General features: G+C 63.0%; 20 protein-coding genes. 11 read left to right on the plus strand and 9 right to left on the minus strand.

Features of this window, described 5'->3' with window-relative positions:
- Positions 1 to 165 precede the first annotated feature (165 nt).
- From L0U80_RS22130 to L0U80_RS22140, 3 genes are all read left to right on the plus strand, one after another.
- Entirely contained in the window at positions 166 to 1,560 is a 1,395-nt protein-coding gene (locus L0U80_RS22130) for a selenium-binding protein SBP56-related protein (RefSeq protein WP_233870082.1), read from the plus strand.
- Positions 1,561 to 1,655: 95 nt separating this feature from the next.
- Positions 1,656 to 2,216 carry a hypothetical protein gene (locus L0U80_RS22135; RefSeq protein ID WP_267954929.1) on the plus strand — a complete coding sequence of 187 codons (561 nt, stop codon included), beginning with the start codon at positions 1,656 to 1,658 and terminating at the stop codon, positions 2,214 to 2,216.
- Positions 2,217 to 2,617: 401 nt separating this feature from the next.
- A complete protein-coding gene (locus L0U80_RS22140) occupies positions 2,618 to 3,529 on the plus strand; it encodes a ketopantoate reductase family protein (protein WP_233870088.1) in 912 nt (303 codons plus the stop codon).
- A gap of 90 nt (positions 3,530 to 3,619) precedes the next feature.
- On the opposite strand, the gene L0U80_RS22145 is transcribed toward L0U80_RS22140, so the two are convergent.
- The gene (locus L0U80_RS22145; protein ID WP_233870106.1) at positions 3,620 to 4,069 is read right to left on the minus strand and encodes a PaaI family thioesterase; all 450 of its coding nucleotides are present in this window, start codon (positions 4,067 to 4,069) and stop codon (positions 3,620 to 3,622) included.
- Positions 4,070 to 4,641: 572 nt separating this feature from the next.
- Between L0U80_RS22145 and L0U80_RS22150 the strand changes: the two genes are divergently transcribed.
- The 3 genes from L0U80_RS22150 (at position 4,642) to L0U80_RS22160 (ending at position 8,414) form a co-directional block, all read left to right on the plus strand.
- Positions 4,642 to 5,469 (plus strand): alpha/beta fold hydrolase, encoded by an 828-nt coding sequence (locus tag L0U80_RS22150; RefSeq protein ID WP_233870109.1) that lies wholly within the window; start codon positions 4,642 to 4,644, stop codon positions 5,467 to 5,469.
- 579 nt (positions 5,470 to 6,048) lie between these two features.
- Positions 6,049 to 7,404, plus strand: coding sequence for a sensor histidine kinase (locus L0U80_RS22155; RefSeq protein WP_233870112.1), 1,356 nt, complete (start codon positions 6,049 to 6,051; stop codon positions 7,402 to 7,404).
- A complete protein-coding gene (locus L0U80_RS22160) occupies positions 7,401 to 8,414 on the plus strand; it encodes a response regulator (protein ID WP_233870115.1) in 1,014 nt (337 codons plus the stop codon). Before L0U80_RS22155 ends, L0U80_RS22160 begins: the two co-directional genes overlap by 4 nt.
- 34 nt (positions 8,415 to 8,448) lie before the next feature.
- On the opposite strand, the gene cqsA is transcribed toward L0U80_RS22160, so the two are convergent.
- The 5 genes from cqsA to L0U80_RS22185 all read right to left on the minus strand — a co-directional run bounded on the left by cqsA (position 8,449) and on the right by L0U80_RS22185 (position 12,974).
- The gene (cqsA, locus tag L0U80_RS22165) at positions 8,449 to 9,753 is read right to left on the minus strand and encodes an alpha-hydroxyketone-type quorum-sensing autoinducer synthase (RefSeq protein WP_233870118.1); all 1,305 of its coding nucleotides are present in this window, start codon (positions 9,751 to 9,753) and stop codon (positions 8,449 to 8,451) included.
- Between the two features lie 819 nt (positions 9,754 to 10,572).
- On the minus strand, positions 10,573 to 11,046 hold the full coding sequence (locus L0U80_RS22170; protein ID WP_373322250.1) for a DoxX family protein: 474 nt from the start codon (positions 11,044 to 11,046) through the stop codon (positions 10,573 to 10,575).
- A gap of 1 nt (position 11,047) precedes the next feature.
- Complete coding sequence (locus L0U80_RS22175; protein ID WP_233870121.1) at positions 11,048 to 11,842, minus strand: HvfC/BufC N-terminal domain-containing protein; 795 nt, start codon at positions 11,840 to 11,842, stop codon at positions 11,048 to 11,050.
- Positions 11,839 to 12,681, minus strand: coding sequence for an MNIO family bufferin maturase (gene bufB, locus L0U80_RS22180; RefSeq protein WP_233870124.1), 843 nt, complete (start codon positions 12,679 to 12,681; stop codon positions 11,839 to 11,841). Before bufB ends, L0U80_RS22175 begins: the two co-directional genes overlap by 4 nt.
- Before the next feature lie 20 nt (positions 12,682 to 12,701).
- Entirely contained in the window at positions 12,702 to 12,974 is a 273-nt protein-coding gene (locus tag L0U80_RS22185; protein ID WP_233870127.1) for a BufA1 family periplasmic bufferin-type metallophore, read from the minus strand.
- 353 nt (positions 12,975 to 13,327) lie between these two features.
- Between L0U80_RS22185 and L0U80_RS22190 the strand changes: the two genes are divergently transcribed.
- The 4 genes from L0U80_RS22190 to L0U80_RS22205 all read left to right on the plus strand — a co-directional run bounded on the left by L0U80_RS22190 (position 13,328) and on the right by L0U80_RS22205 (position 15,571).
- Positions 13,328 to 13,630, plus strand: coding sequence for a putative quinol monooxygenase (locus tag L0U80_RS22190; RefSeq protein WP_233870130.1), 303 nt, complete (start codon positions 13,328 to 13,330; stop codon positions 13,628 to 13,630).
- Between the two features lie 82 nt (positions 13,631 to 13,712).
- Positions 13,713 to 14,285 (plus strand): sigma-70 family RNA polymerase sigma factor, encoded by a 573-nt coding sequence (locus L0U80_RS22195; protein WP_233870133.1) that lies wholly within the window; start codon positions 13,713 to 13,715, stop codon positions 14,283 to 14,285.
- The gene (locus tag L0U80_RS22200; protein ID WP_233870136.1) at positions 14,282 to 14,923 is read left to right on the plus strand and encodes a DUF1109 domain-containing protein; all 642 of its coding nucleotides are present in this window, start codon (positions 14,282 to 14,284) and stop codon (positions 14,921 to 14,923) included. The genes L0U80_RS22195 and L0U80_RS22200 overlap by 4 nt, the downstream gene beginning before the upstream one ends.
- 297 nt (positions 14,924 to 15,220) lie before the next feature.
- Positions 15,221 to 15,571 (plus strand): response regulator, encoded by a 351-nt coding sequence (locus L0U80_RS22205; RefSeq protein ID WP_233870139.1) that lies wholly within the window; start codon positions 15,221 to 15,223, stop codon positions 15,569 to 15,571.
- Between the two features lie 147 nt (positions 15,572 to 15,718).
- Here the strand turns inward: L0U80_RS22205 and L0U80_RS22210 are convergent, their stop codons facing one another.
- The gene (locus tag L0U80_RS22210; protein ID WP_233870142.1) at positions 15,719 to 16,570 is read right to left on the minus strand and encodes an alpha/beta hydrolase; all 852 of its coding nucleotides are present in this window, start codon (positions 16,568 to 16,570) and stop codon (positions 15,719 to 15,721) included.
- A 401-nt stretch (positions 16,571 to 16,971) separates the two neighbouring features.
- Here L0U80_RS22210 and L0U80_RS22215 point away from each other — a divergent pair, with 401 nt between their 5' ends.
- Positions 16,972 to 17,889, plus strand: a complete 918-nt coding sequence (locus L0U80_RS22215) for a DUF72 domain-containing protein (protein WP_233870145.1) — start codon at positions 16,972 to 16,974, stop codon at positions 17,887 to 17,889.
- A 246-nt stretch (positions 17,890 to 18,135) separates the two neighbouring features.
- Here L0U80_RS22215 and L0U80_RS22220 read toward each other — a convergent pair whose 3' ends face one another.
- Both L0U80_RS22220 and L0U80_RS22225 read right to left on the minus strand, forming a co-directional pair.
- Positions 18,136 to 19,128 (minus strand): sugar-binding protein, encoded by a 993-nt coding sequence (locus L0U80_RS22220; protein ID WP_233870148.1) that lies wholly within the window; start codon positions 19,126 to 19,128, stop codon positions 18,136 to 18,138.
- Between the two features lie 214 nt (positions 19,129 to 19,342).
- Complete coding sequence (locus L0U80_RS22225; protein WP_233870151.1) at positions 19,343 to 20,338, minus strand: ABC transporter permease; 996 nt, start codon at positions 20,336 to 20,338, stop codon at positions 19,343 to 19,345.
- Positions 20,339 to 20,343 lie beyond the last annotated feature (5 nt).

Below are 20,343 nucleotides of genomic sequence, written 5' to 3' on the forward strand. Positions count from 1 at the left end.
CGACTATCTGAAATGACTGTTCTTGCAGAGCACGACAATCGCGCCGCCGCGTGGTGTATCACTTGCGGTTATTTGTTTCATCCACAACGTAATAAGGGATACTCGCCAAGCAGTACGCGGCCAGGTGGAGCATCATAAAAGCCTTCACCGATGAAGGGGAGCGCCATGGCCACCTGGAAACCGGATCCGACCTTTTATCCGTCCGCGCGCATGGCGGCAGACGCGCCCAAAGAAACGCTCGCGTACGTTGCGTGTTTCGACCCCACCCGTAACGTGCCCGATACGCTCGACGTCGTCGATCTGAATCCCGCCTCCGCGGATTTCGGGCGCGTCGTTCATCGGCTGTCCATGCCGAACGCCGGCGACGAACTCCATCACTTCGGCTGGAACGCCTGCAGTTCGTGCCTGTGCCCCGACGCCCCACACCCGCATTCGGAGCGGCGTTATCTCGTCGTGCCGGGACTGCGCTCGTCGCGCATTCACATCGTCGATACGAAGCCCGACCCGAGGCGTCCGCACATCGTGCGTGTGCACGAGCCCGAGACCGTCGCCCACCGCGCGGGCTATTCGCGGCTCCACACCGTGCACTGCGGCCCGGAAGGCATCTACGTCACCGCCCTCGCGAACGCGGCGGGCGATGCGCCCGGCGGCCTCTTCCTGATGGACCACGAGACCTTCGACATTCGCGGTCAGTGGGAAATCGACCGCGGTCCGCAGGAACTCGCTTACGACGCCTGGTGGCATCTCGGCTTCGATACCGCCATCACGAGCGAATGGGGCCTGCCCGCCGCGTTCGAGAACGGCCTCGTCCCCGAAGTGCTTCTCGGCGGGCAATACGGGCACAGACTGCACTTCTGGGATCTGCATACACGTCAGCACAAGCAGGTGCTCGATTTCGGCGCCGAAAACCAGCTCGTCTTCGAACTGCGCCCCGCACACAATCCCACGCGGCCTTACGGCTTCGTGAATTCGGTGATCAGCCTGAGGGACCTCTCCGCGTCGATCTGGCAGTGGTATCTCGACGGCGACGAGTGGGCCGCGCGAAAGATCATCGAGATTCCCGCCGAGCCAGCCGATCCCGCGCAGTTGCCGCCGATGCTCCAGGGCTTCGCGGCGGTGCCGCCGCTCGTCACCGATATCGCGCTCTCGCTCGACGACCGCTTTCTCTACGTCTCGTGCTGGGGTACGGGAGACATGCGCCAGTACGACGTCTCCAATCCGGAGCACCCTCGCCTCACGGGCTGCGTGCGTATCGGCGGCATCGCCGCGCATGCAGCGCATCCACGCGCGCCGGGCAGCGCGCTCAACGGCGGTCCGCAGATGGTGGAAGTGAGCCGCGACGGACAACGCGTCTACTTCACGAACTCGCTCTACGGCGCAATCGACCCGCAGTTCTATCCCGAAGGTGTCGACGGGTGGATGGTGAAGCTCGACGCAGCACCTGACGGTGGCGTCACGTTCGACGAGCGCTTTTTTGTCGAATGGCCGAAGTCGCACCGGCCGCATCAGATCCGGCTCGAAGGCGGCGACGCGTCGTCGGATTCGTACTGCTACCCCTGAACGCGGAGTGCAGCGTGAACAGTCTCTTCGCTACACACTGGAGCGCCTGGGCGACGGTCGTGGGCAGCGGTGTCTTTCACGGCCTGAATCCCGCGATGGGCTGGCTCTTCGCGACTGCGCTCGGTTTGCAGCGCGGCAGCCGCACGGCGCTCCTCACCGCATTGCCGCCGATCGCTCTCGGGCACGCGGTAGCGATCCTGCTGTTCACGAGTTCGGCGGCCGCGCTCGGCGCGTGGTTGCCGGCTCCCGGTCTGCACTGGTTGCTCGGTGCGCTGCTGATCGGCTGGGCCGCGTGCCTGCAGGCGTTTGGGCACCGGCATCGGGTGCGCGTAGGCATGACGGCAGGGTTCGCCGGACTCGCGGCATGGTCGGCGCTCATGGCGATGCTGCACGGCGCGGGCCTGATGCTGATGCCCGCCATGCTGCCGTTGTGCGGCGGCAGTTCAGCGTCTGCAGCGTCGGCGAACGCGCTGAGCGTCTCGCTGCAGTTCACCGCGCTTCACACAGTCACGACACTCGCCACGACTGCCGCCATCGCGCTCGCCGTTTACGAGTACTTCGGACTCGAGCTGCTACGGCGCGGCTGGATCAACTTCGACTGGCTCTGGCGCGGCGCACTCGTGGCGACCGGGACGCTGGTGATCGCGACAGGCTGACCCCGAATTGCATCGGGCGCGCAATCTGCATAACCAGCGTTTGCGCGTACGCACTGGCGAGCGCTAACATCGCCGCCTTATGCGGCGGCATGAAAGACGCGAGATGCTCGTAGCAGGTTCGTTTCATCCACGCGACGACAACCACTCCGGCGTTTCCACCTCCCGGCGCATGGACTGCAGCGGCAAAGCACGAGCCCATGTACCATACGTCGCCTCGCTCGCTGGTACGGCCGCGAAGTGGCGCCTTGCCGCGAGCTTCTGTGCGAAGCGCCCGATACACCCAACGCGCCCGGCCGCATAGTGTCGTGAACGGCGCCCGCGTGCCGGCATGCCGCGCCGCATGAGTGAACGCGCGCGCACCGATATAAACAACACCCTGATTCCACATGGGAGAAACGCATATGAAAGTCGCCGTCATGGGCGCAGGCGCCGTGGGCTGCTATTACGGCGGCATGCTCGCGCGCGCGGGACACGACGTCGTGCTGATCGGCCGACCGCAGCACGTCGAGGCCATCGAGCGCGAAGGCCTTCGCCTCGAAACGCAGACGTTCGACGAGCGAATCGGTCGCCCGCATCTCACCGCCAGCGTCGATCCGGCCGCCGTGACCGGGGCAAACCTTGTGCTGTTCTGCGTGAAGTCGACCGATACCGAAAGCGCAGGCGCTTCCATCAAGCCGCATCTCGCCGCCGATGCGCTCGTGCTCACGCTGCAGAACGGCGTCGACAACGCCGAGCGCCTGCGCTCAGTCATCGATCAGGACGTGGCTGCGACGGTCGTCTACGTCGCCACCGAAATGGCCGGTCCCGGCCACGTGCGCCACCACGGGCGCGGCGAACTCGTGATCGAACCGTCGCCGCAGAGCGCGGCCGTCGCACAGACGCTCGCCGCAGCGCAGGTGCCTGTAGAGATTTCCGGGAATGTGCGCGGCGCGCTGTGGGCCAAGCTGATCCTCAATTGCGCGTACAACGCGCTTTCGGCGATTACGCAGCTGCCCTATGGACGACTCGTCACGGGAGAAGGCGTACGCGATTCGATGCGCGACATCGTCGACGAATGCGTCGCGGTCGCGCAGGCCGACGGCGTGACGCTGCCGCCCGACGTGGATGTCGCCGTGCGCCGCATCGCCGAGACCATGCCGGGGCAATACTCGTCCACCGCACAGGACCTCGCGCGCGGCAAGCGCAGTGAGATCGACCACCTCAACGGGTACGTTGCGAGCCGCGGCGCGGCGCTCGGCGTGCCTGTGCCCGCGAACCGGCTGCTGCACACACTCGTGCGTCTCATCGAGGACAAGGCGCGCGAGACCGTGTAGCGATAGCAGCGCCCGACCCCGGCCAGATTGCCCCGAGGGCATCGGCTTCGTGTTCTCCGATACAAAGGACGTCTGGAAACGTCCCGGGCGTCAGCGTTCGAATACGAGCAGCGTGGACGTGGCCGACGCGTAGACCTTGCCCGCCGCATCGGTGATCGTGGCTTCGGTGAAGGCCGCGCGGCGGCCGAACGAAATCACGCGGCCTTCGGCGCGCACCGGGCCAGTATCGACCGTCATCGCGCGGTGATACGACACTTTGAGTTCCAGCGTCGTGTATCCCTGTGTCGGGCTGAGCCGTGTATGTCCGGCGCAGCCGCATGCGGAATCGAGCAGCGTTGCAGCGTAGCCGCCGTGGATCGTGCCGATGGGGTTATAGGCATGCAATCCCGGCGTGCCGGTGAACACCGCGCGTCCCTCCCCGGCTTCGACGAGCTGGAAATCGAGCGTCTGGCCGATCGGCGCGACGCCACCGATTTTGATCATGTGCTGCAGCTGTTCGAGGCCAGTCAGGCCCGGCGGCAATTCTGCCAAGAGGTTCATGGCGTTCTGGCTCCATTGGGTCGCGCCGGTCAACACACGCAGTTCGCGCGATTGGACGATGCATGTTCCGGCAATTCGCGCATCCTACCGCGTTTCGAACGATCGTGCTAAAAATTGTCTCGGGCCGGCGAAGTAGCCTACTTCGGAGTGTCCTCCGCGCTCCAGGCGCGCCTCGCGTTCGTCCGTGTCACGACCGTGGATATTGGCAATCTCCTGCAGCGCGCCGTTCTCCATACCCCTTGGTTCGCAAGTGGAGACGCACGTGTTGGCGCCCTTGAGCAACTGCCCGACGTCCACAGCGCGCTCACACACGGCATCCTGCACGTGGCACCTCGGCTCACCCGCCATGCGTGAAAATGCGAGATTCGTCTCGATGTAATTCTTTGGTGAATTCATCAGTTATACGAATTAATGAAACGCCCTACGCGTGCCGAAATAGACCATTGGCGTGGGTGCCGCACCTCACAAGTCCCCACAAGACATCTCGTTCATCGAAGACCTCTCGAAGACCGCAACGGGTAAAATCCATCGATTCCGTCTGCGCGAGCCGTTCCAGCCGAGCCGTTGAAACCATGACACCGAGCGATTTTGCCCACCTCCCCGCTACCGCGACGCGCGGAGCCCTCTCGATCGAATACCGCTGGATCGGTGCCGAACGCGCCGACGCGCCGATTGCGGTCTTCCTGCACGAGGGCCTCGGTTCGATCGCCATGTGGAAGGACTGGCCGCAAGCGCTCTGCGAGCGGCTCGGCATGCGCGGACTCGTCTGGTCGCGCCCCGGCTACGGCCGTTCGACGCCGCGTCCGCACGATGTGAAGTGGCCTGTCGACTACCTGGCGCAGCAAGCGCGCGACGTGCTGCCCGCGCTGCTCGACACGCTCGGCGTAAGCGCGCGGCAATGCGAACGCATGTGGCTCGTCGGCCATAGCGATGGCGGCACGATCGCGCTGCACTATGCTGCATTTTTCCCGCATGCGCTGGCTGGCGCGGTCGTGATCGCGCCGCACGTGTTCGTCGAGGACATCTCCGTCGAAGGCATCGCTGAAACAAAGCTCGCCTACGAAACGACGAATGTTCGCAGCAAGCTCGCGCGCTATCACGACGACGTCGATTCGGCGTTCTACGGCTGGTGCGACATCTGGCTGAGTCCGGCGTTCCGGACCTGGAACATCGTCGATCAGATCGGCACGATCCGCGCGCCGCTCCTCGCGGTGCAGGCGCTCGACGATCACTACGGAACGATGGCGCAGATCGAAACCATCGGCGAAGCGGTGCCGCATGCGCGCGTGCATGCGCTCGCAGAAGGGGGCCACTCGCCGCATCGGGACGCCCCGCAGCCGCTCAACGACGTCATCGCTCAATTCGTGCTCGAACAGCGGCAACATGCTGTTTCGGCATGAAATCGCCGCTATAAGTCCCCCAACCGCGCGGCGCGGGGCCCGCTCGCCCTGATGCCGCACACGGCGCCTCCTTGTCTCCCGCGGCCCGATCGTCGATCGCAAAACTGAACTGCAAAGCCGGTGGCACCACGGTCGCCGTCACTGGCAAGAGCAGCGAATAAGCGTTCGTGGCGTCGAAATCCGCCCGAGCGAGGAGGAACGAAACCAACACCGCGGCGCCCCGCCCGGACTGGCTAAGTACCCTCGCAGACCCGTCGTACCGGAGGGTAAACACGCACGACACAGGTTCATTGCGACCGAAACAATGCATGTCGCATAAAACATGCACTGTCAGATAGAGGCACTGGCTTCCACGTGCCATTAGCCCCGTTCCATCGCGACGCATTAATGATATTGTCTGAACTGGCTGCCGCGTGTTTATGTCACGGCGGCCTGCACCGGCCAGCGCGCGGCCGGAAAGCACCATGCCAGCAACGAGCGGGGTATCGCGGCATGGGGCGAAGCAGTCCAGCAACGACGCAGCGACGATGACCTGACGGCACACGACCGCTGGCTTCACAAATGAACGATTTCACGCAGATGAATGGACCGAGAGTTTCGCTGCGGCTGCGGATGCGGCTGCGGCACGCATGGACGTCGATACGTCCGCGCATCCTGCGCGCCTTCGCGCCCGCGTTGCGCAACCTGCTGTATGTGAAGCGGCGGATGCGGGCAATCGCGTTGGTGGCTATCGTCGGTTTTCCGCTTTACTACTACGTCTGGAAGGACCTCTTTCCGCAACCGTACGAAAATCTCACGCTGCGGCTGATCGGCTCGGTGCTGTTCGTGCCGGCGCTCGCGTTCGAACGATGGCCCGCCTGGGCCAAGAAGCTGCTGCCATGGTACTGGTACGGCATCACGCTCTACGCGCTGCCATTCTTCTTCACGTTCATGCTGCTAAAGAACAACGGCAATGACGTGTGGGTAGAAAGCGCACTGATCGCCGCGTTCGTGATGGTCCTGCTGCACGACTGGAGCATGCTCGTCCTGCATTTCGTGACCGGCATCGGCCTCGGCATCATCGCGTACTGCCTGACCGCCGACCCCATCGTGCTGGGCGCCAATTACCTCACGCACCTCACGATCTTCTCGTTCGCGGTGGCGCTTGGTGCAGTGTCGAACTACGACCAGGAGCGCATCCAGATCGAACAGGAGCGCGCGATGCTCGCCACGGCGGGCAGCGTGGCGCACGAACTGCGCACGCCGCTCGTGGCGATCCGCGTGGGCGCTGCCGGCCTCCTGCGCTTTTTGCCGGGCCTGCTCGATACCTACCTGCTCGCGCAACGCCACCGTCTGCCGGTGCCGCGCATCCGCACGGCACATCTGCGTTCGCTTCAGGGAGTCGCCGGCCGCATCGAACAGGAAGCGAACTACTCGAACGCAATCATCGACATGCTGCTCGCCACCGCGCGCTTCACGGGCGGCAACATGCAAAACGCAACTTCATGTTCGATCGTGCATTGCGTTGAAACGGCACTCTCACGCTATCCGTTTCGCGAGGGCGACCGTCGCCGCGTGCACTGCAATCTGCGGCCCGATTTTTCGTTCAATGGCTCGGAAATGCTGACCGTGCACGTTCTTTTCAATTTGCTCAAAAACGCGTTCCGGCATATGGGCAATAGTGAAACGGCATATATTTCGATTCGCCTTGAATCGGAATCGACGGAAAATCGCCTTATTTTCAGCGATACGGGCAGCGGAATCCCGCCGGACATCTTGCCGCATATCTTCACCCGCTTTTATACTTCGTCGGGCACCACCGAGGATGTCACGCTCGGTACAGGAATCGGACTCGCATTCTGCCGCGACGTCATGCAGGCAATCGGCGGCGCGATTACGTGTTCTTCGGTGCAAGGTGAGTACACTGAATTCGTTTTGACATTCCCAGCGCCATGACGAAAGCCATCAAACCATTCGCGTACCCCACCACTGTCGCCTTCGTTGACGACAGCACGGCGTTTCTGGCGAACCTGAGTCTCCAGCTCGATCCGCTGCTGGCATTCCGCATGTTCGGTTCGCCGGTGGAGGCGCTGAAATTCCTGAATGAACGCCCCGCACAGCATCACGCGACCGAACACATCTTCAGCCCGTATCTCGATCGGACCGAGGAAAACGATGCGCACCAGGTCGTCGCGATGCGCGTGGATGCGATCCGCAGCCTCGTGCATCAGCCTGGGCGCTTCGAATCCGTATCGGTCGTGGTGGTCGATTACGACATGCCGGAGCTGAACGGACTGGAATTCTGCCGCCGCATCACCGATCCAACGGTGAAGAAGATCATGCTCACCGGCAAGGCAGACGAGCGCGTGGCAGTGCGCAGCTTCAACGAGGGACTCATCGACCGCTTTATCCGCAAGCATGAAGTCGATGCCGACGAGGCGCTCAACCAGGCGATCCGCGACATGCAGGACGCGTATTTCGAACACGCGGGCGCATCGGTTCGCGATGCGCTCTGCGTTGCCGAATACCGCTTTCTCAAGGACAGCGCGCTGGCCGCGCATGTGAACGACATATTCAAGTCGCTTGGTATTGTCGAGCACTACCTCACGTATCAGCCGCACGGCCTGCTGATGTTCGATGAAGCGGGCACGGCGTACCTGCTCGTGATCCACACCGACGAAACACTGCGCGGCGTGCGCGAGATCGCCGTAGAACAGGGCGCGCCGGAAAGCTTCCTCGCCGAACTCGACAGCCATCGCAGCCTGCCCTACTTCTGGCGCACTGAAGGCTACTACCCGGCGCAGTGCACCGAGTGGCAGCCGTACATGCATCCGGCCTCGGTATTCAACGGCGAGCGCCGTTATACCTACGCGATCGTGAAGCAGCCAGCGGGGCTGGCGCTCGATACGGTCGTCCCCTACGACACGTACCTGCACCAGCTGGACGGCGAAGTTCCGGCGGCGTGAGACTCGCGCAGTGCGGTCCCACGCCGCGCTGCCGTCAGGCCAGCACGGCCTCCATCGCCATGCCCACCGCAGGCTGCGCCTGACGTACCCTCACGCGCGACGCACCGCGCGTAGCCAGACGCCGCGTGGACGGCCAGTTCCACATATCGACCTCATCGCGGATCTCGTCGCACACATCGACGATTCGATCCAGTTCCTGATCCGAAAGCGCGGCATTCACCGAAAACCGCACAATCGACCGGTTCTGCGCCGTCGCGGGCGCACAGAATATCGAACCGAAGATACCGCGCGCTTCGAGCGCATCGCGCAACACAATGGTCTGCTGCTCGGGGCCCGCTTCGAGGGCGATGATCTGGGCCTCGCTGCCGTTGAGGTTGTAGCCGAGTTCAGCGAGCCGCGTGCGCAGATAGTGCGAGTTCGAGGCAAGCCGCATGCGCCGCCAGTCGTCGCGTTCGATCACGTCGAGCGTTGCCGCGAACCCCGCTACTTCATGCGGCAGCAGCGTCGAGCTGAAGATCGCGGGCAGCGCCTCGAACTTGAAGTACTCGTGAAAACGCTCTGAACAGGCGACGAAACCGGCGCGGCCCGCAAACGCCTTGGCGAGGCTCGCGGTGCGGAAGTGGACGCGGTCAGTGAGCCCGAGTTCGACGACGAGCCCCGCCCCATGCAGCCCGTGCGTGCCGAGTGAATGCGATTCGTCGACCACGAACACGCAGTCGTGTTGCTCGCAGAGGTCTGCGATAGCCGCAAGCGGCGCGATGCTGCCGCTCGTGCTGTATACCGAATCGACGATCACGACGCCGGGGCCGTTGCGCTGGATGCGTTGCTCGAGATGATTGACGTCGTTGTGAAGGAAGCTGATCGCGCGCGCGCCTGCACTGCGAATGCCTTCCCACAGCGACGCGTGCGCCATCATGTCGATGTAGACCGGCGTCTTGTCGTTCGCAATCGACTGGATGAGCCCCGTATTGGCTGCATAACCCGACTGGCACAGCACACCGGCCGGCGCTTGCATGTACGCGGCAAATCGCTTTTCCAGCTGCAGTTGCGGGCACTCGTCGCCGTGGAGGAACACACCCGACATCAGAATACCGTTGCCTTCGGCGCGCATGCTTGCGCACACCGCATCGATAATCTCGGGATGGCGCGCGATCGACAGGTAGTCGTTGCTCGAAAGTTGCAGCGCATCGGCCCCCGGTAAGCGTCCCCGCATGATGTTCCCGCCGGCCCAGGTCTGCTGCACGCGTTCCCTGTAATAACGCTCGACGCGGGTGGTGACAAACGCCGGCAGTGCTGCGTCGTTGTTACGTGCGTGACTCCAATTGTTGCCAACTTTCATTTCACTCTCCTTGTGGTTAAAGACCGCCATCCCTCAGGTGAAGCGTTTCGTTGGTTGTTTTTGGGAATGGCTGGTCGAGAAATTGCCCATGCGGCAGCGCCACGCACGATGAAACATCGTGCGTGGCGCCCCGGTCACAGGCTGAAAAAAAACGGATAAAACGAAGACTTACGACAGCGTCCATCGCGACGCGCGACAGACAGGACTCATGCCTGCAGCACCAGTGTGCGTTTGCAATGACGGCCCGGACGTGCGCGAGGCCGCGAACCGGCGTCATGAAGCCAGCCCGGCCGCGCGAAAACGGCGATATCGCTTGCGGCCGTTGGCCACCATGAACGGACGCCCCAACATCCGCACGAATCCCGCCTCTCGTGGTCGCCAGTGTTGACGTAGGAAGATGCGCACTGACGATGCAACGGGTACACCGGCATAGCTGCGCCAGCTAAGCGCGAAGCACTACGTACCGAGCGGAACGCCGGGCAACGCGCAAGATGCAAGTTTGATAATTATCCGTGAAAAATGAGATACGACCATGGACTTCTTGCCCGGAACTATGCGTGACGCATCGAGGAAATTCTCGGATCACGTGTTCGAGTCGCAGTTAGCGACATCGAGTGATTCATTACGCATAACATGCGGTTCGGCACGCGCCAGTCTTTGATGAACTAGCGACGCGCACAGTGACGCGCGAAACGCGTCTCGCCACAATCGAGAACCTTGAATTCACGCGAATGACATATATTTCAGCGCACTCTTCAATTATTTCGCACTGCAATATATCTGCGGTTCAATGCGACCTGTTATAGGGTGAATCCCCACCTATTTGATACCGAGCGCCTGATCCAGCGACAGCCAGCCGCCGCCGCGAGCGATCATGTAGAGCAGCAGACCGGCCCACGAAAGATGCGTCGGCCATGCGTCGGGATAGACGAACACTTCGATCACCATTGTCATACCAAGCAAGGCGAACGCCGCACCGCGCGTGAACAGGCCCAGCACGAGCAGCAACGAGAAAAGGTGCTCCGAGTACGCGGCGATATGTGCTGCAATCTCCGGCGGAATCACAGGGATTTTGTATTCGTCGCGAAAGAGCGCGTAGGTGCCCTGTGTGATCGTCAGAAAGCCGGAGACCTTCGTGCGGCCCGACATGAAAAAGATCGCCGCAATGGAAACACGGCAGATCAGTGCAAGCAGCGAGTGCCCAATGCAACGGTTTGCCAGGTCGGCGGCGGCATTCCAGCCCGCGCGCAAACGCATGAGCGGTGAAGCAGCGGTGATGCGGGTCGTGTCCATTTCAGTCTCCGTTCGTTTCGAAACGCTCGTTATCCGGGTCAGTGATGGCGGCGCCAAACGCGCCATCGGCAAACAATGCGGCCATGAGGCTCGCCAGATCGAGATCCGTTTCGATGCCGAGCGCGCGCTCAAGAACCTCACCCATTGGAGCCCCCGCTGCGCACGCGTCGAGCAGCGCGCAGCCGCCCTTTCCTAGCGCTCGCCACGTCACGTTTCCTTCCGTGCGAAGGAGCAATGCCCCCTCGGCGCGCCAGTCGAGTTCATCGGGTAACGTCACAGCTTCGCGGTGCGCGCGCCAAAGCGTATAGACGGGTTGCGCGTCGAACCATGCCCAGCGCGCACTCGCGTGCGGGCGCAGGACCGTGCGCATGAAAGCCGTGGGCGGAAGGCACGCGACGTCGGCAGCCGCAAGCACGGTCTCATCGCGCGCGACATGCGCCTCTATCCACAGACGGTCAAGGCGCGCGACACCGGCAAGATAAGTCAGTTCGCGCGCCGGTTCGAAGGCTTCCAGAAACGCTGGGAACGTCGCGCCGTAAAACAGCAGACGCGCATCTTCGGGTGGCGTGGCACGCGCATAGATGGCCGCCGCCGCGCGGAAAAAATCCGCGCCGACGAGTTGCTGAACGGTCGGAAAATTTGCCTGCAAGGCATCGACGCAACCTTTGATCACCGTGTTGCGATAGACGGCAAAACCGGGTTGCGAGGCGACCGCGGCCACACGCGGATCGTTGGCCGGGACGCCATACAGCGCGCGAACGAAGCCCTCCTGGAAAGCCGCAAGCGAGGTGTTCATGCCGCCACCTCCGCGCCCGCCAGGGTCGCCTGCGCACGTGCGCGCTCGGCTAGCAGCGCCGCGAATGCGGGGATGTGATCGTCGCGCTCGATCAGCGTGGGTCGCGGCCCAATGCGGTCGATTACGTGCCGATAAAGCGCCCATACAGGCTCGGCTATGGGCGCATCGTGCGAGTCGATCAAGAGTGGCGGCTGCGAATGCTCATCGACGCTGTGACCCGCGAGGTGAATCTCCGTTACGGCGTCGCCTGGGAAGGCGTCGAGCCATTCAATGGCATCGAAGCCCATGTTCCTTGCGCTCACGTAGACGTTGTTCACGTCGAGCAACAATCCGCACCCCGTACGCCGCACCAGTTCGGCGAGAAAAGCCTGCTCACTCCACTCGTGACCCTCGACGCGCAGATAGTGCGAAGGATTTTCAATGGCGATGCGCCGCCCCAGTGCGTCCTGCGCGCATGCGATGTTCGCCGCGATACGCGAGAGCGCTGCGCCGTTTCGCGGAAACGGCAGCAGGTCCGGATGATAGTGGCCGCCCCACGCGGACCACGCCAGATGCTCCGAAACGAGCGCGGGCTGCACGCGATCCACCAGCGCGCGCAGGCGCCGCAGATGCGCCGGGTCCGGCGCGCGATCGGCGGCGAGCGACATCGACACGCCGTGCAACGACAGTGCATGCCGCTCGCGCACCGCGTCGAGCCACGCGATTCGGGGGCCGCCCGCGACCATGTAGTTTTCGGGGTGAATCTCGAACCACAAGCCGGGCGCATCGCACTCGCGCGCTTCGTCGAAGTGCTGCGGCTTGAGACCGAGTCCGGCACCGCATTCGGCTGACGTTTCCATGATCGTCGGGCGGCGGTGCGTCAGGATTCCATCGGCGAGAGGGAGCCGTGGCCCTTCGGCGTCGTGATCGTCGTGCAGGTGCCGGCCGGGACGTTCTTCCAGTGCATGCCGTCGAAGTCCATCTTCTGCGAACCGGCACAGGTCGTCCCCGCGCCCGCCTTGCAGTCGTTGTGGCCAGCCATAGCGACGCCGTAGCACTTTTCGACGCCGCCACCCTGAGCCTGTGCAACGGTGGCGCCCGAGGCGAGCGTTGCGAGAATCATGGCGGCTGCAGACACTTTAAGAGTGCTCATGATGTGAACTCCATCGATTGAAAATCGCGTTGAAAATCGGACAGTTTCCAGATCGTCCTCGGCTTCGTGATCGTTGCACGAGCGATCTGCCTGTAAATACGGTGCCGCGCGCGCGGCGGTTACATCGCAATGCGCCTTTTGGTCACGATTTATTTTTGCGGCGCGCTGTAACCGAAAGAAATTGCCGAACGAATTGCGTGCCCAAGCGACTCACAAACGACATGCAAGCACCTTGACGCCGCGACCGAAAGCCATCGGAAAGAAAAAGCTGAGCAGCGCGCGCTTGACGAACGACTCGAATGGCCGCGACTATTGATGATGATGTTTCCCCACCCCGTCACCGGAGCATCGCCATGACCCGCTGCGCGCTATACGTCGAGCTGAAAGCCCGTCCCGGCAAGGAAAACGAACTGGCCGCCTTTCTGGCTGGTGCAAAACCGCTCGTCGATGCCGAACCCGCGACGCGCGCGTGGTTCGGGGTACGCTTCGACGAACAGACGTTTGCAATCTTCGACGCCTTCGATGACGAAGCCGGCCGCGACGCGCATCTGAGCGGCAAGGTAGCCGCCGCGCTGATGGCGAACGCGGCGGAGTTGCTCGCGCAAGCGCCGCAGATCCGTCGCGCCGATGTCCTCGCGGACAAGCTGCCAGCCTGACGCGCGTTGCGCTGCGCCGGGTTGCGCTGCGTTGCGTTCGCACCCGCACTTTGTTTCGACCGCGCTGTAACCGGAGTTCGCAATGAACCGAACTACGGATAGCGAGGTTGCGCGCCGGACAGAGGAACGGCTGAAGGCCCTGTTCGTGCGCGGACTCAACGGCGACGCGGGCGCTTATCACGCATTTCTCGCCGATCTGAGCGCGCACCTGCGCGGCTTCCTGCGCAAACGCCTTTACGGTCTGCAGGACGACGTCGAGGATCTGGTGCAGGAAATCCTGCTGGCCGTGCACAACGGGCGGGCGACGTGGCGGCCGGACGAGCCGCTTACGGCGTGGGTCCATGCCATTGCTCGCTACAAGCTGGCCGACTTTTTCCGCGCACGCTCGCGACGTGAGGCGCTGCAGACACCGCTCGATGAAGAGCTGGAGATCTTCGCGACTTGCGACACCGAGGCCGCCGACGCGAGCCGCGATCTCGGCAAGCTGCTCGAACAGTTGCCCGACCGCCAGCGTCTGCCGATCGTGCATGTGAAACTGCAAGGCCTGTCGGTAACGGAAACGGCGAAACTGACCGGGCTTTCCGAGTCGGCCGTGAAAGTGGGCGTGCACCGCGGACTCAAGGCGCTCGCCATGAAGTTTCAGAACGCGTCATGAAAACAGAGGACTTGATCACATTGCTTGCCACGGGCGCGGCGCCCGTGGATCGTCACGTGGTTGCGCGCCGCTTCGGCTGGGCGCTGATCGCGGGCGGCACGGGTTCTACCCTGCTGATGTCGCTCGTCTTCGGCGTGCGCAGCGACATCGCGACGGTAGCCGCTACGCCGATATTCTGGTTCAAGGTTGCGCTGCCGTTTTTCATCGCACTGGGCGCGCTTCTGGCCACTGCTCGCCTCGCACGTCCCGCCGGCACGGCAGGTGTCGCGTGGGCCGCCATGGCGTGGCCGGTGGCCGCCGTGTGGATCGGCGCGCTCGTGCTCCTCTGGCTCGCGCCGCCCGATGCGCGCCTGCCGCTCGTCATGGGACAGACATGGCGCGGGTGCCCGCTCAACATCACGTTGCTTTCGGTGCCATCGTTCATCGCCGTTATCTGGGCGCTGCGCGGACTCGCGCCGACACGCCTTCGCGCCGCCGGATTCGCAGGCGGGCTGCTCGCGAGCGCCACGGCCACGCTCGCCTACTGCCTGCACTGTCCCGAGATGGCCGTGCCATTCTGGGCCGTCTGGTATCTGCTCGGGATGGCAATTCCGGCAGCCATTGGTGCGTGGCTCGGGCCAAAGCTGCTGCGCTGGTGACGCGCGCGATCGCGCCCGTTCGCGGCAGATTGGCATCGCTGGACGCATCGGCCGCATGCTCGCGATCTGCGGCGATCGACGTGTTCCCCCCCCGATTTCTCTCGTTAGCAAACGGCGCAAATACATCGAGATTTGTGCCTCCTCCACAGCGACGTTCAATAGCAGGAACGGCGCTTGCAATTCCACTGACGAACCCCGGACCCGGCACGAATTTACGCCTCCAACCGCCGGCGTCGGATATTCGACGAACAGGGACGCAGTCGAAATGCTCGTCCTCGCCACCTCAGGTAAAGACGAATGGTTACCGTATTGCTCGTCGACGATGACGCGAACACGCTCAGTGCACTAAGGGAACTGGTCGGTCAGGAAGGCTACAAGGTCACGACCGCAGCCGACGGCAGGGATGCGTTGCGCTGCGCGCTCGCCAATCCGCCGGACATCGTGATATCCGACTGCACGATGCCGCGCATGGACGGCCTTGCATTGATGCGTGAAATGCGCCGCAATCGGGTACTGGCGAACGTGCCGCTCGTGCTGGTGTCCGCGCTGGTGACGCCGCCGCCGGATGCCCAGCTAGCGGGCTTTCTGCGCAAACCGTTCGCCCGTTCGCAGTTGCTCGCCATCCTGCGCCGGGTGCAAACACAGTGAGCGACGCGCACTCATTTCTGGCTTGTTCGTTTCGTATCAGCCGTTCCAAACGCGCGTCTGGCGCGCGCAAAGCGCGCGCATCGGTCAATTCGCGTTACCAGTCAATTCGAACGATACAACCGGCAAGCCGAGCGCGAAAAATCACAATCACGCCTGCGTGGACGGCTGATACCCGCCATTACGCCGGAACACGTGAGCGAAGAACAACACCTGATAGCGAATCGCGTTGGACCAGTAAGCCCACGTGTGTCCGCCGGTACGCTCGGCGTAGTCATGCGGAACGCCGAGTTCGACAAGCCGCTCGTGCAGCGTGCGGTTCGATTTGACGAAATCATCGCTCACGCCGCAGTCGATGGTCAGGTCGATATGGTCGCGTTCGAAGTCGCGCGCGCGCACGATGATCGCATTGCGGTTCCAGAACGACGCGTGCCGCGCAGGATCGCCGAACACGTGGGCGATGCCCGGCTCGTCTTCACACGTGCGCGGATCGACCGCGCCGCTGATGCTACCCGCGGCGCCGAATGTGTCCGGCCGGTCGAGTGCAATACGCAGCGCACCGAAACCGCCCATGCTCAGGCCCGTGATGGCCCGCGCCTGTTTCGCGGCGATCGTGCGCAAATGCGTGTCGGCCCAGGTGACCACTTCGGTGCCCACGTAGGTCTCGTACTGGCTGTCCCGTTCGAACGGGCTGTCGATGTACCAGCTTTCATGACCGCCGTCCGGCATCACGAGAATCACGTGATAACGATCCGCGAGTCGGCCGATGCGCGAGTTCGAGGTCCAGTCCGTGTAATCGCCGCCCGAGCCGTGCAGCACATAAATCACCGGATAGCGCCGCTTGTGGTCACCGCGCGCGTAGTCGTCGGGCAGCACGACAGTCGCGGCGAACGATTGCCGCATCGCGGCGCTCGGAATAGCCACGACCCGGGACTGGAACGCCCACACGGGAGTGGAAAAGAGCAGCGCCAAAACGAGCCAGAATGCGCGGGCTTTATTCATGAAAGGTCGCTCTCGTCATTTTCTGCCTCTGCGCCCCGGTACAGCCGGGGCGGCAGTCGGTAAAACGCCTGGACCGACTCTAGCAACGGCGACTTACAACCAAATTTCATAAAAGCCTACGAATTGTCAGGAAAACATGCCAGTTCATTTCATACGATTACATTGCGTTTTCAGCTCGCGCTCCAGACGCCCCCTCAAATTCGCAGCGATTGCTCGGATTTTTGACCTCGTGTCAGCGAATCGGCCGCCCATTTCACTGCTATTTCTGAGTACACCCTCTCACAGCGCTGTTCGCCATTTGCACCCCGGGCACGGCGCGACCAGCTCCGATCGCGTGCAAAATATCGCCTACGGCGCACATTGCGCCCCGCCACCCGGCCCCTTTGGCACGGAGAAACGCCATGAGCATTCTGGTAGGCACCGCATCCTGGACCGACCCCACGCTCATCAAGAGCAAGCGGTTCTACCCGAGCGGCTGCAACAGCGCGGAGGCGCGCCTGCGCTTCTACGCGAGCCAGTTCCCCATCGTCGAGGTGGACTCCAGCTACTACTCGATGCCGAACGGCTCGAATTCCGTGCTCTGGGTTGAACGTACGCCGCCGCACTTCGTCTTCAACATCAAGGCGTTCCGCCTTTTCACCGGTCATCAGACGCCGCGCGACATGTTCCCGAAAGACATGCAGGCCGCGCTGCCACAGAACGGCAAGGCAAATCTCTACTACAAGGACATACCCGACGAGGTCCGAGACGAACTCTGGCGGCGCTACCTCGAAGCCATCGCTCCGCTTCACAATGCGGGCAAACTGGGCGCCGTGCATTTCCAGTTCGCGCCGTGGGTCACGTCTGCACCGGACGGGCACGCACACGTCGCGCACTGCGCGGACCGGCTGCCGGCCGGCTACCGGATGGCGGTCGAATTTCGCAACCGTTCATGGTTCGATGATGCCCACACCGGGTCAACGCTTGCATTCGAGCGCGAGCGCGGCCTCGTGCACGTCGTAGTCGACGAGCCGCAGGGGGGCGCCAATACCATTCCCGCGGTATGGGAAGTCACGGGCGACAGCCTCGCGCTGGTTCGTCTGCACGGGCGCAATCACGAAACGTGGAATATCAAGGGCGCGGCAGCATCGAGTGAGCGTTTCAACTATGACTACAGCGATGACGAGCTGGCCGGGCTCGCGGAGGAAATTCGAAAGATCGCCGCTTACGTCGCGCAAACGCATGTGCTCTTCAACAACAATTACGAAGATCAAGGACAACGTAACGCGAGGACGCTGATGGGCCTTCTCGGCGGAGCGGTGGTGTCAAACGCCGGATGACTGGCCTTCCGTGGACGGTCAGAAGCAACCGTTTTCTCTTTGGGTGAACAAAGCGGGCAATCCGTACGCTTCGCAATCCTGATTAACTTTCCCGTACAGCGCGGCTAAGAAGCGACGGGCCTCACTGCCACCAGGAGGCAGTGAGGATCCCGCGACAAGGCAAATCACATAAATCGCGAGGCATGCTGGAGCCGGTTAAAACCTGCCCCGGTTCCAGCATCGGCCTTTGCCACGCCCACGCCGCTCTCAATGCTTGAGGCAAGTGTCGACGTTCTGCCACGTGCAGACGTCCAGTCCGGTATGAATGACCGGAGGCACCGTCTTCCCCTGTGCGATTTCATGCATGACCATCGCGGCCTTATAGCCAATTTCCTCCGGCCGTTGACCCACGAGGACATTCACCTTGTGATCCCTGAGCGCCTGCAGTTCCGGTCCGAGCGTGTCAGCCGAAACGATGACGAACTTGCCGCTCTTGATCCTGTCCATGATCGGCGCGACGACCTGCGCATAGGCCTGCGGGGCAAAAAGCGGCCAACCGCCCGCGAGCAGGAAGGCATCGAGACCAGTGGGGTTGGCGGTCAGCGTGTCCTGCATCATCTGGTTTGCCTTCGCCGCGTCGTCGTTCGAGTAGAGCGGACACGCACTGAGTTCATGCCAGCCGTTCTCGCCTGCGAGCTTTGCAACCCCCTTCTTGCCTGAAAGCGCATCGCGCGCGCCCTGGGCCCGCTGGTTAATGTTATTGGCCGCGGGGTTGCCCATCACGAGGCAGACATTCCCCCCCTTCGGCATCAGCGCCTTCAACTGCTCGCCGAGCTTGACGCCCATTTCGTAGTTGTCGGTGCCGACGTAGGTCTTGCGCAGCGACGCATCCTTGGGCAGCAAGTCGGCGTCCGCAGTAATGATCGGGATCGGCGAGTTGCGGCGGCGCAGCACTTCCGCCACCGCCGGCGCATTCGCGGGCGAGATTGCGATAGACGCCACGCCCTTGGTCAGCAGGTCGTCGATAATCTGCACCTGCGCGCTCTCGTCCGCCGCCGTCGCCGGACCCGTGTAGTAACAGTTGAAGCCTTGCTTGCTGAGTTCCTTGTTCGCCCGCTCGCATCCCTGATGCATGAGGTCGAAGAACGGGTTATCAAGGCCCTTCACCACCAGCGCCAGGGTCTTATCGGCTGCGAAGGCCGCAGAAGCCAGCATCGCGAGGCTTCCGATCGCAGCAAGACACATCCACCTTTTCTTCATTGTTGCCTCCTGTTCGGCACCGCTTCGACGGCGCCAATGTCTGCCCGCTCAATTTTCACGACGATCCCTGGGGATTGCCCGCCATCGGGCTTCGCCCCTTTTGCGGAATCTCGCGGGCTCGTGAAGCCTTGCATCCGGCAGTTCCGCGTCTCGCCCGACCGCGCCCGCTCCGTGCGGCACTGTCCGCGTCGCGGCCGATGCGCCCGAAGCCATTTCACTCTCCCTGCCGCTCGCCGCCGAGCCGGTTGAAAAGCACGGCGACGACAATGAACGTACCCAAAACCGTCCCCTGCCAGAACGCATCGACGCCGAGCAGGATCAGGCTGTTGCGGATGACTTCGATGAGCGCCGCGCCGACAACCGTCCCGAACGCACTGCCAACGCCGCCAGCGAGATTCGTTCCGCCGACCACAGTCGCCGCGATCACGCGCAGTTCGTCGCCGGTGCCGAGGCCCGTCGTCACCGCGCCGAGCCAGCCGACTTCGAGGATCGCCGCGACGCCCGCCATGAGGCCGCAGAGCACATAGACGGAGCAGATGATGCGGCGCACCGGAACGCCGGTGAGATTCGCCGCGTAACGGTTGCCACCGATGGCGTAGACATAGCGGCCCCAGCGCGTCCAGCCGAACGCGAACCAGAACAGCACGACAAAGAGAATGAGAAACCACACGGGATTGGCGACGCCCAGTGTCGAGCCACCGCCGAGCGCAAGAAGTTTGCTTCCGTCCGGGCCGAATTCGAAAATGGTGCGGCTGCGGGAAATCACGAGCGCGAGGCTGCGGCCAACGCTTAACATTGCGAGCGTCACGACAAAAGGCTGCATGCCGAGATAGGCAATCAGCACACCGTTCACGAGACCGACGAGCCCTGCGGTCAGGAGCCCCATGCCGATGCCGGCCCAGATCGGATAGCCGGCATTCATGACCACCGAGAGCACGATGCCGCTGATGCCGATCGTCGAGCCGACCGAAATGTCGATGCCGCCCGTGACGATGACCGCCATCATGCCGAGCGCGACGATGGCGACGAAGGCAAAGTTGCGCGTGACGTTGAAAAGATTCTCCGAGGTCGCGAAGGTCGAGGTCGCAATCGAAAGTGCGATGCACGCGATGAACGTCGCCAGCACCACCCAGAACACCTGGCTTGCGACAAGGCCCGTCCAGCGCGTATGCGTCTTCTCGGCTTGCGGATCATCGCGCGATGTCGGCATGGAAG

The organism is Paraburkholderia adhaesiva (assembly GCF_021390575.1).
Taxonomy (GTDB): Bacteria; Pseudomonadota; Gammaproteobacteria; order Burkholderiales; family Burkholderiaceae; genus Paraburkholderia; species Paraburkholderia adhaesiva.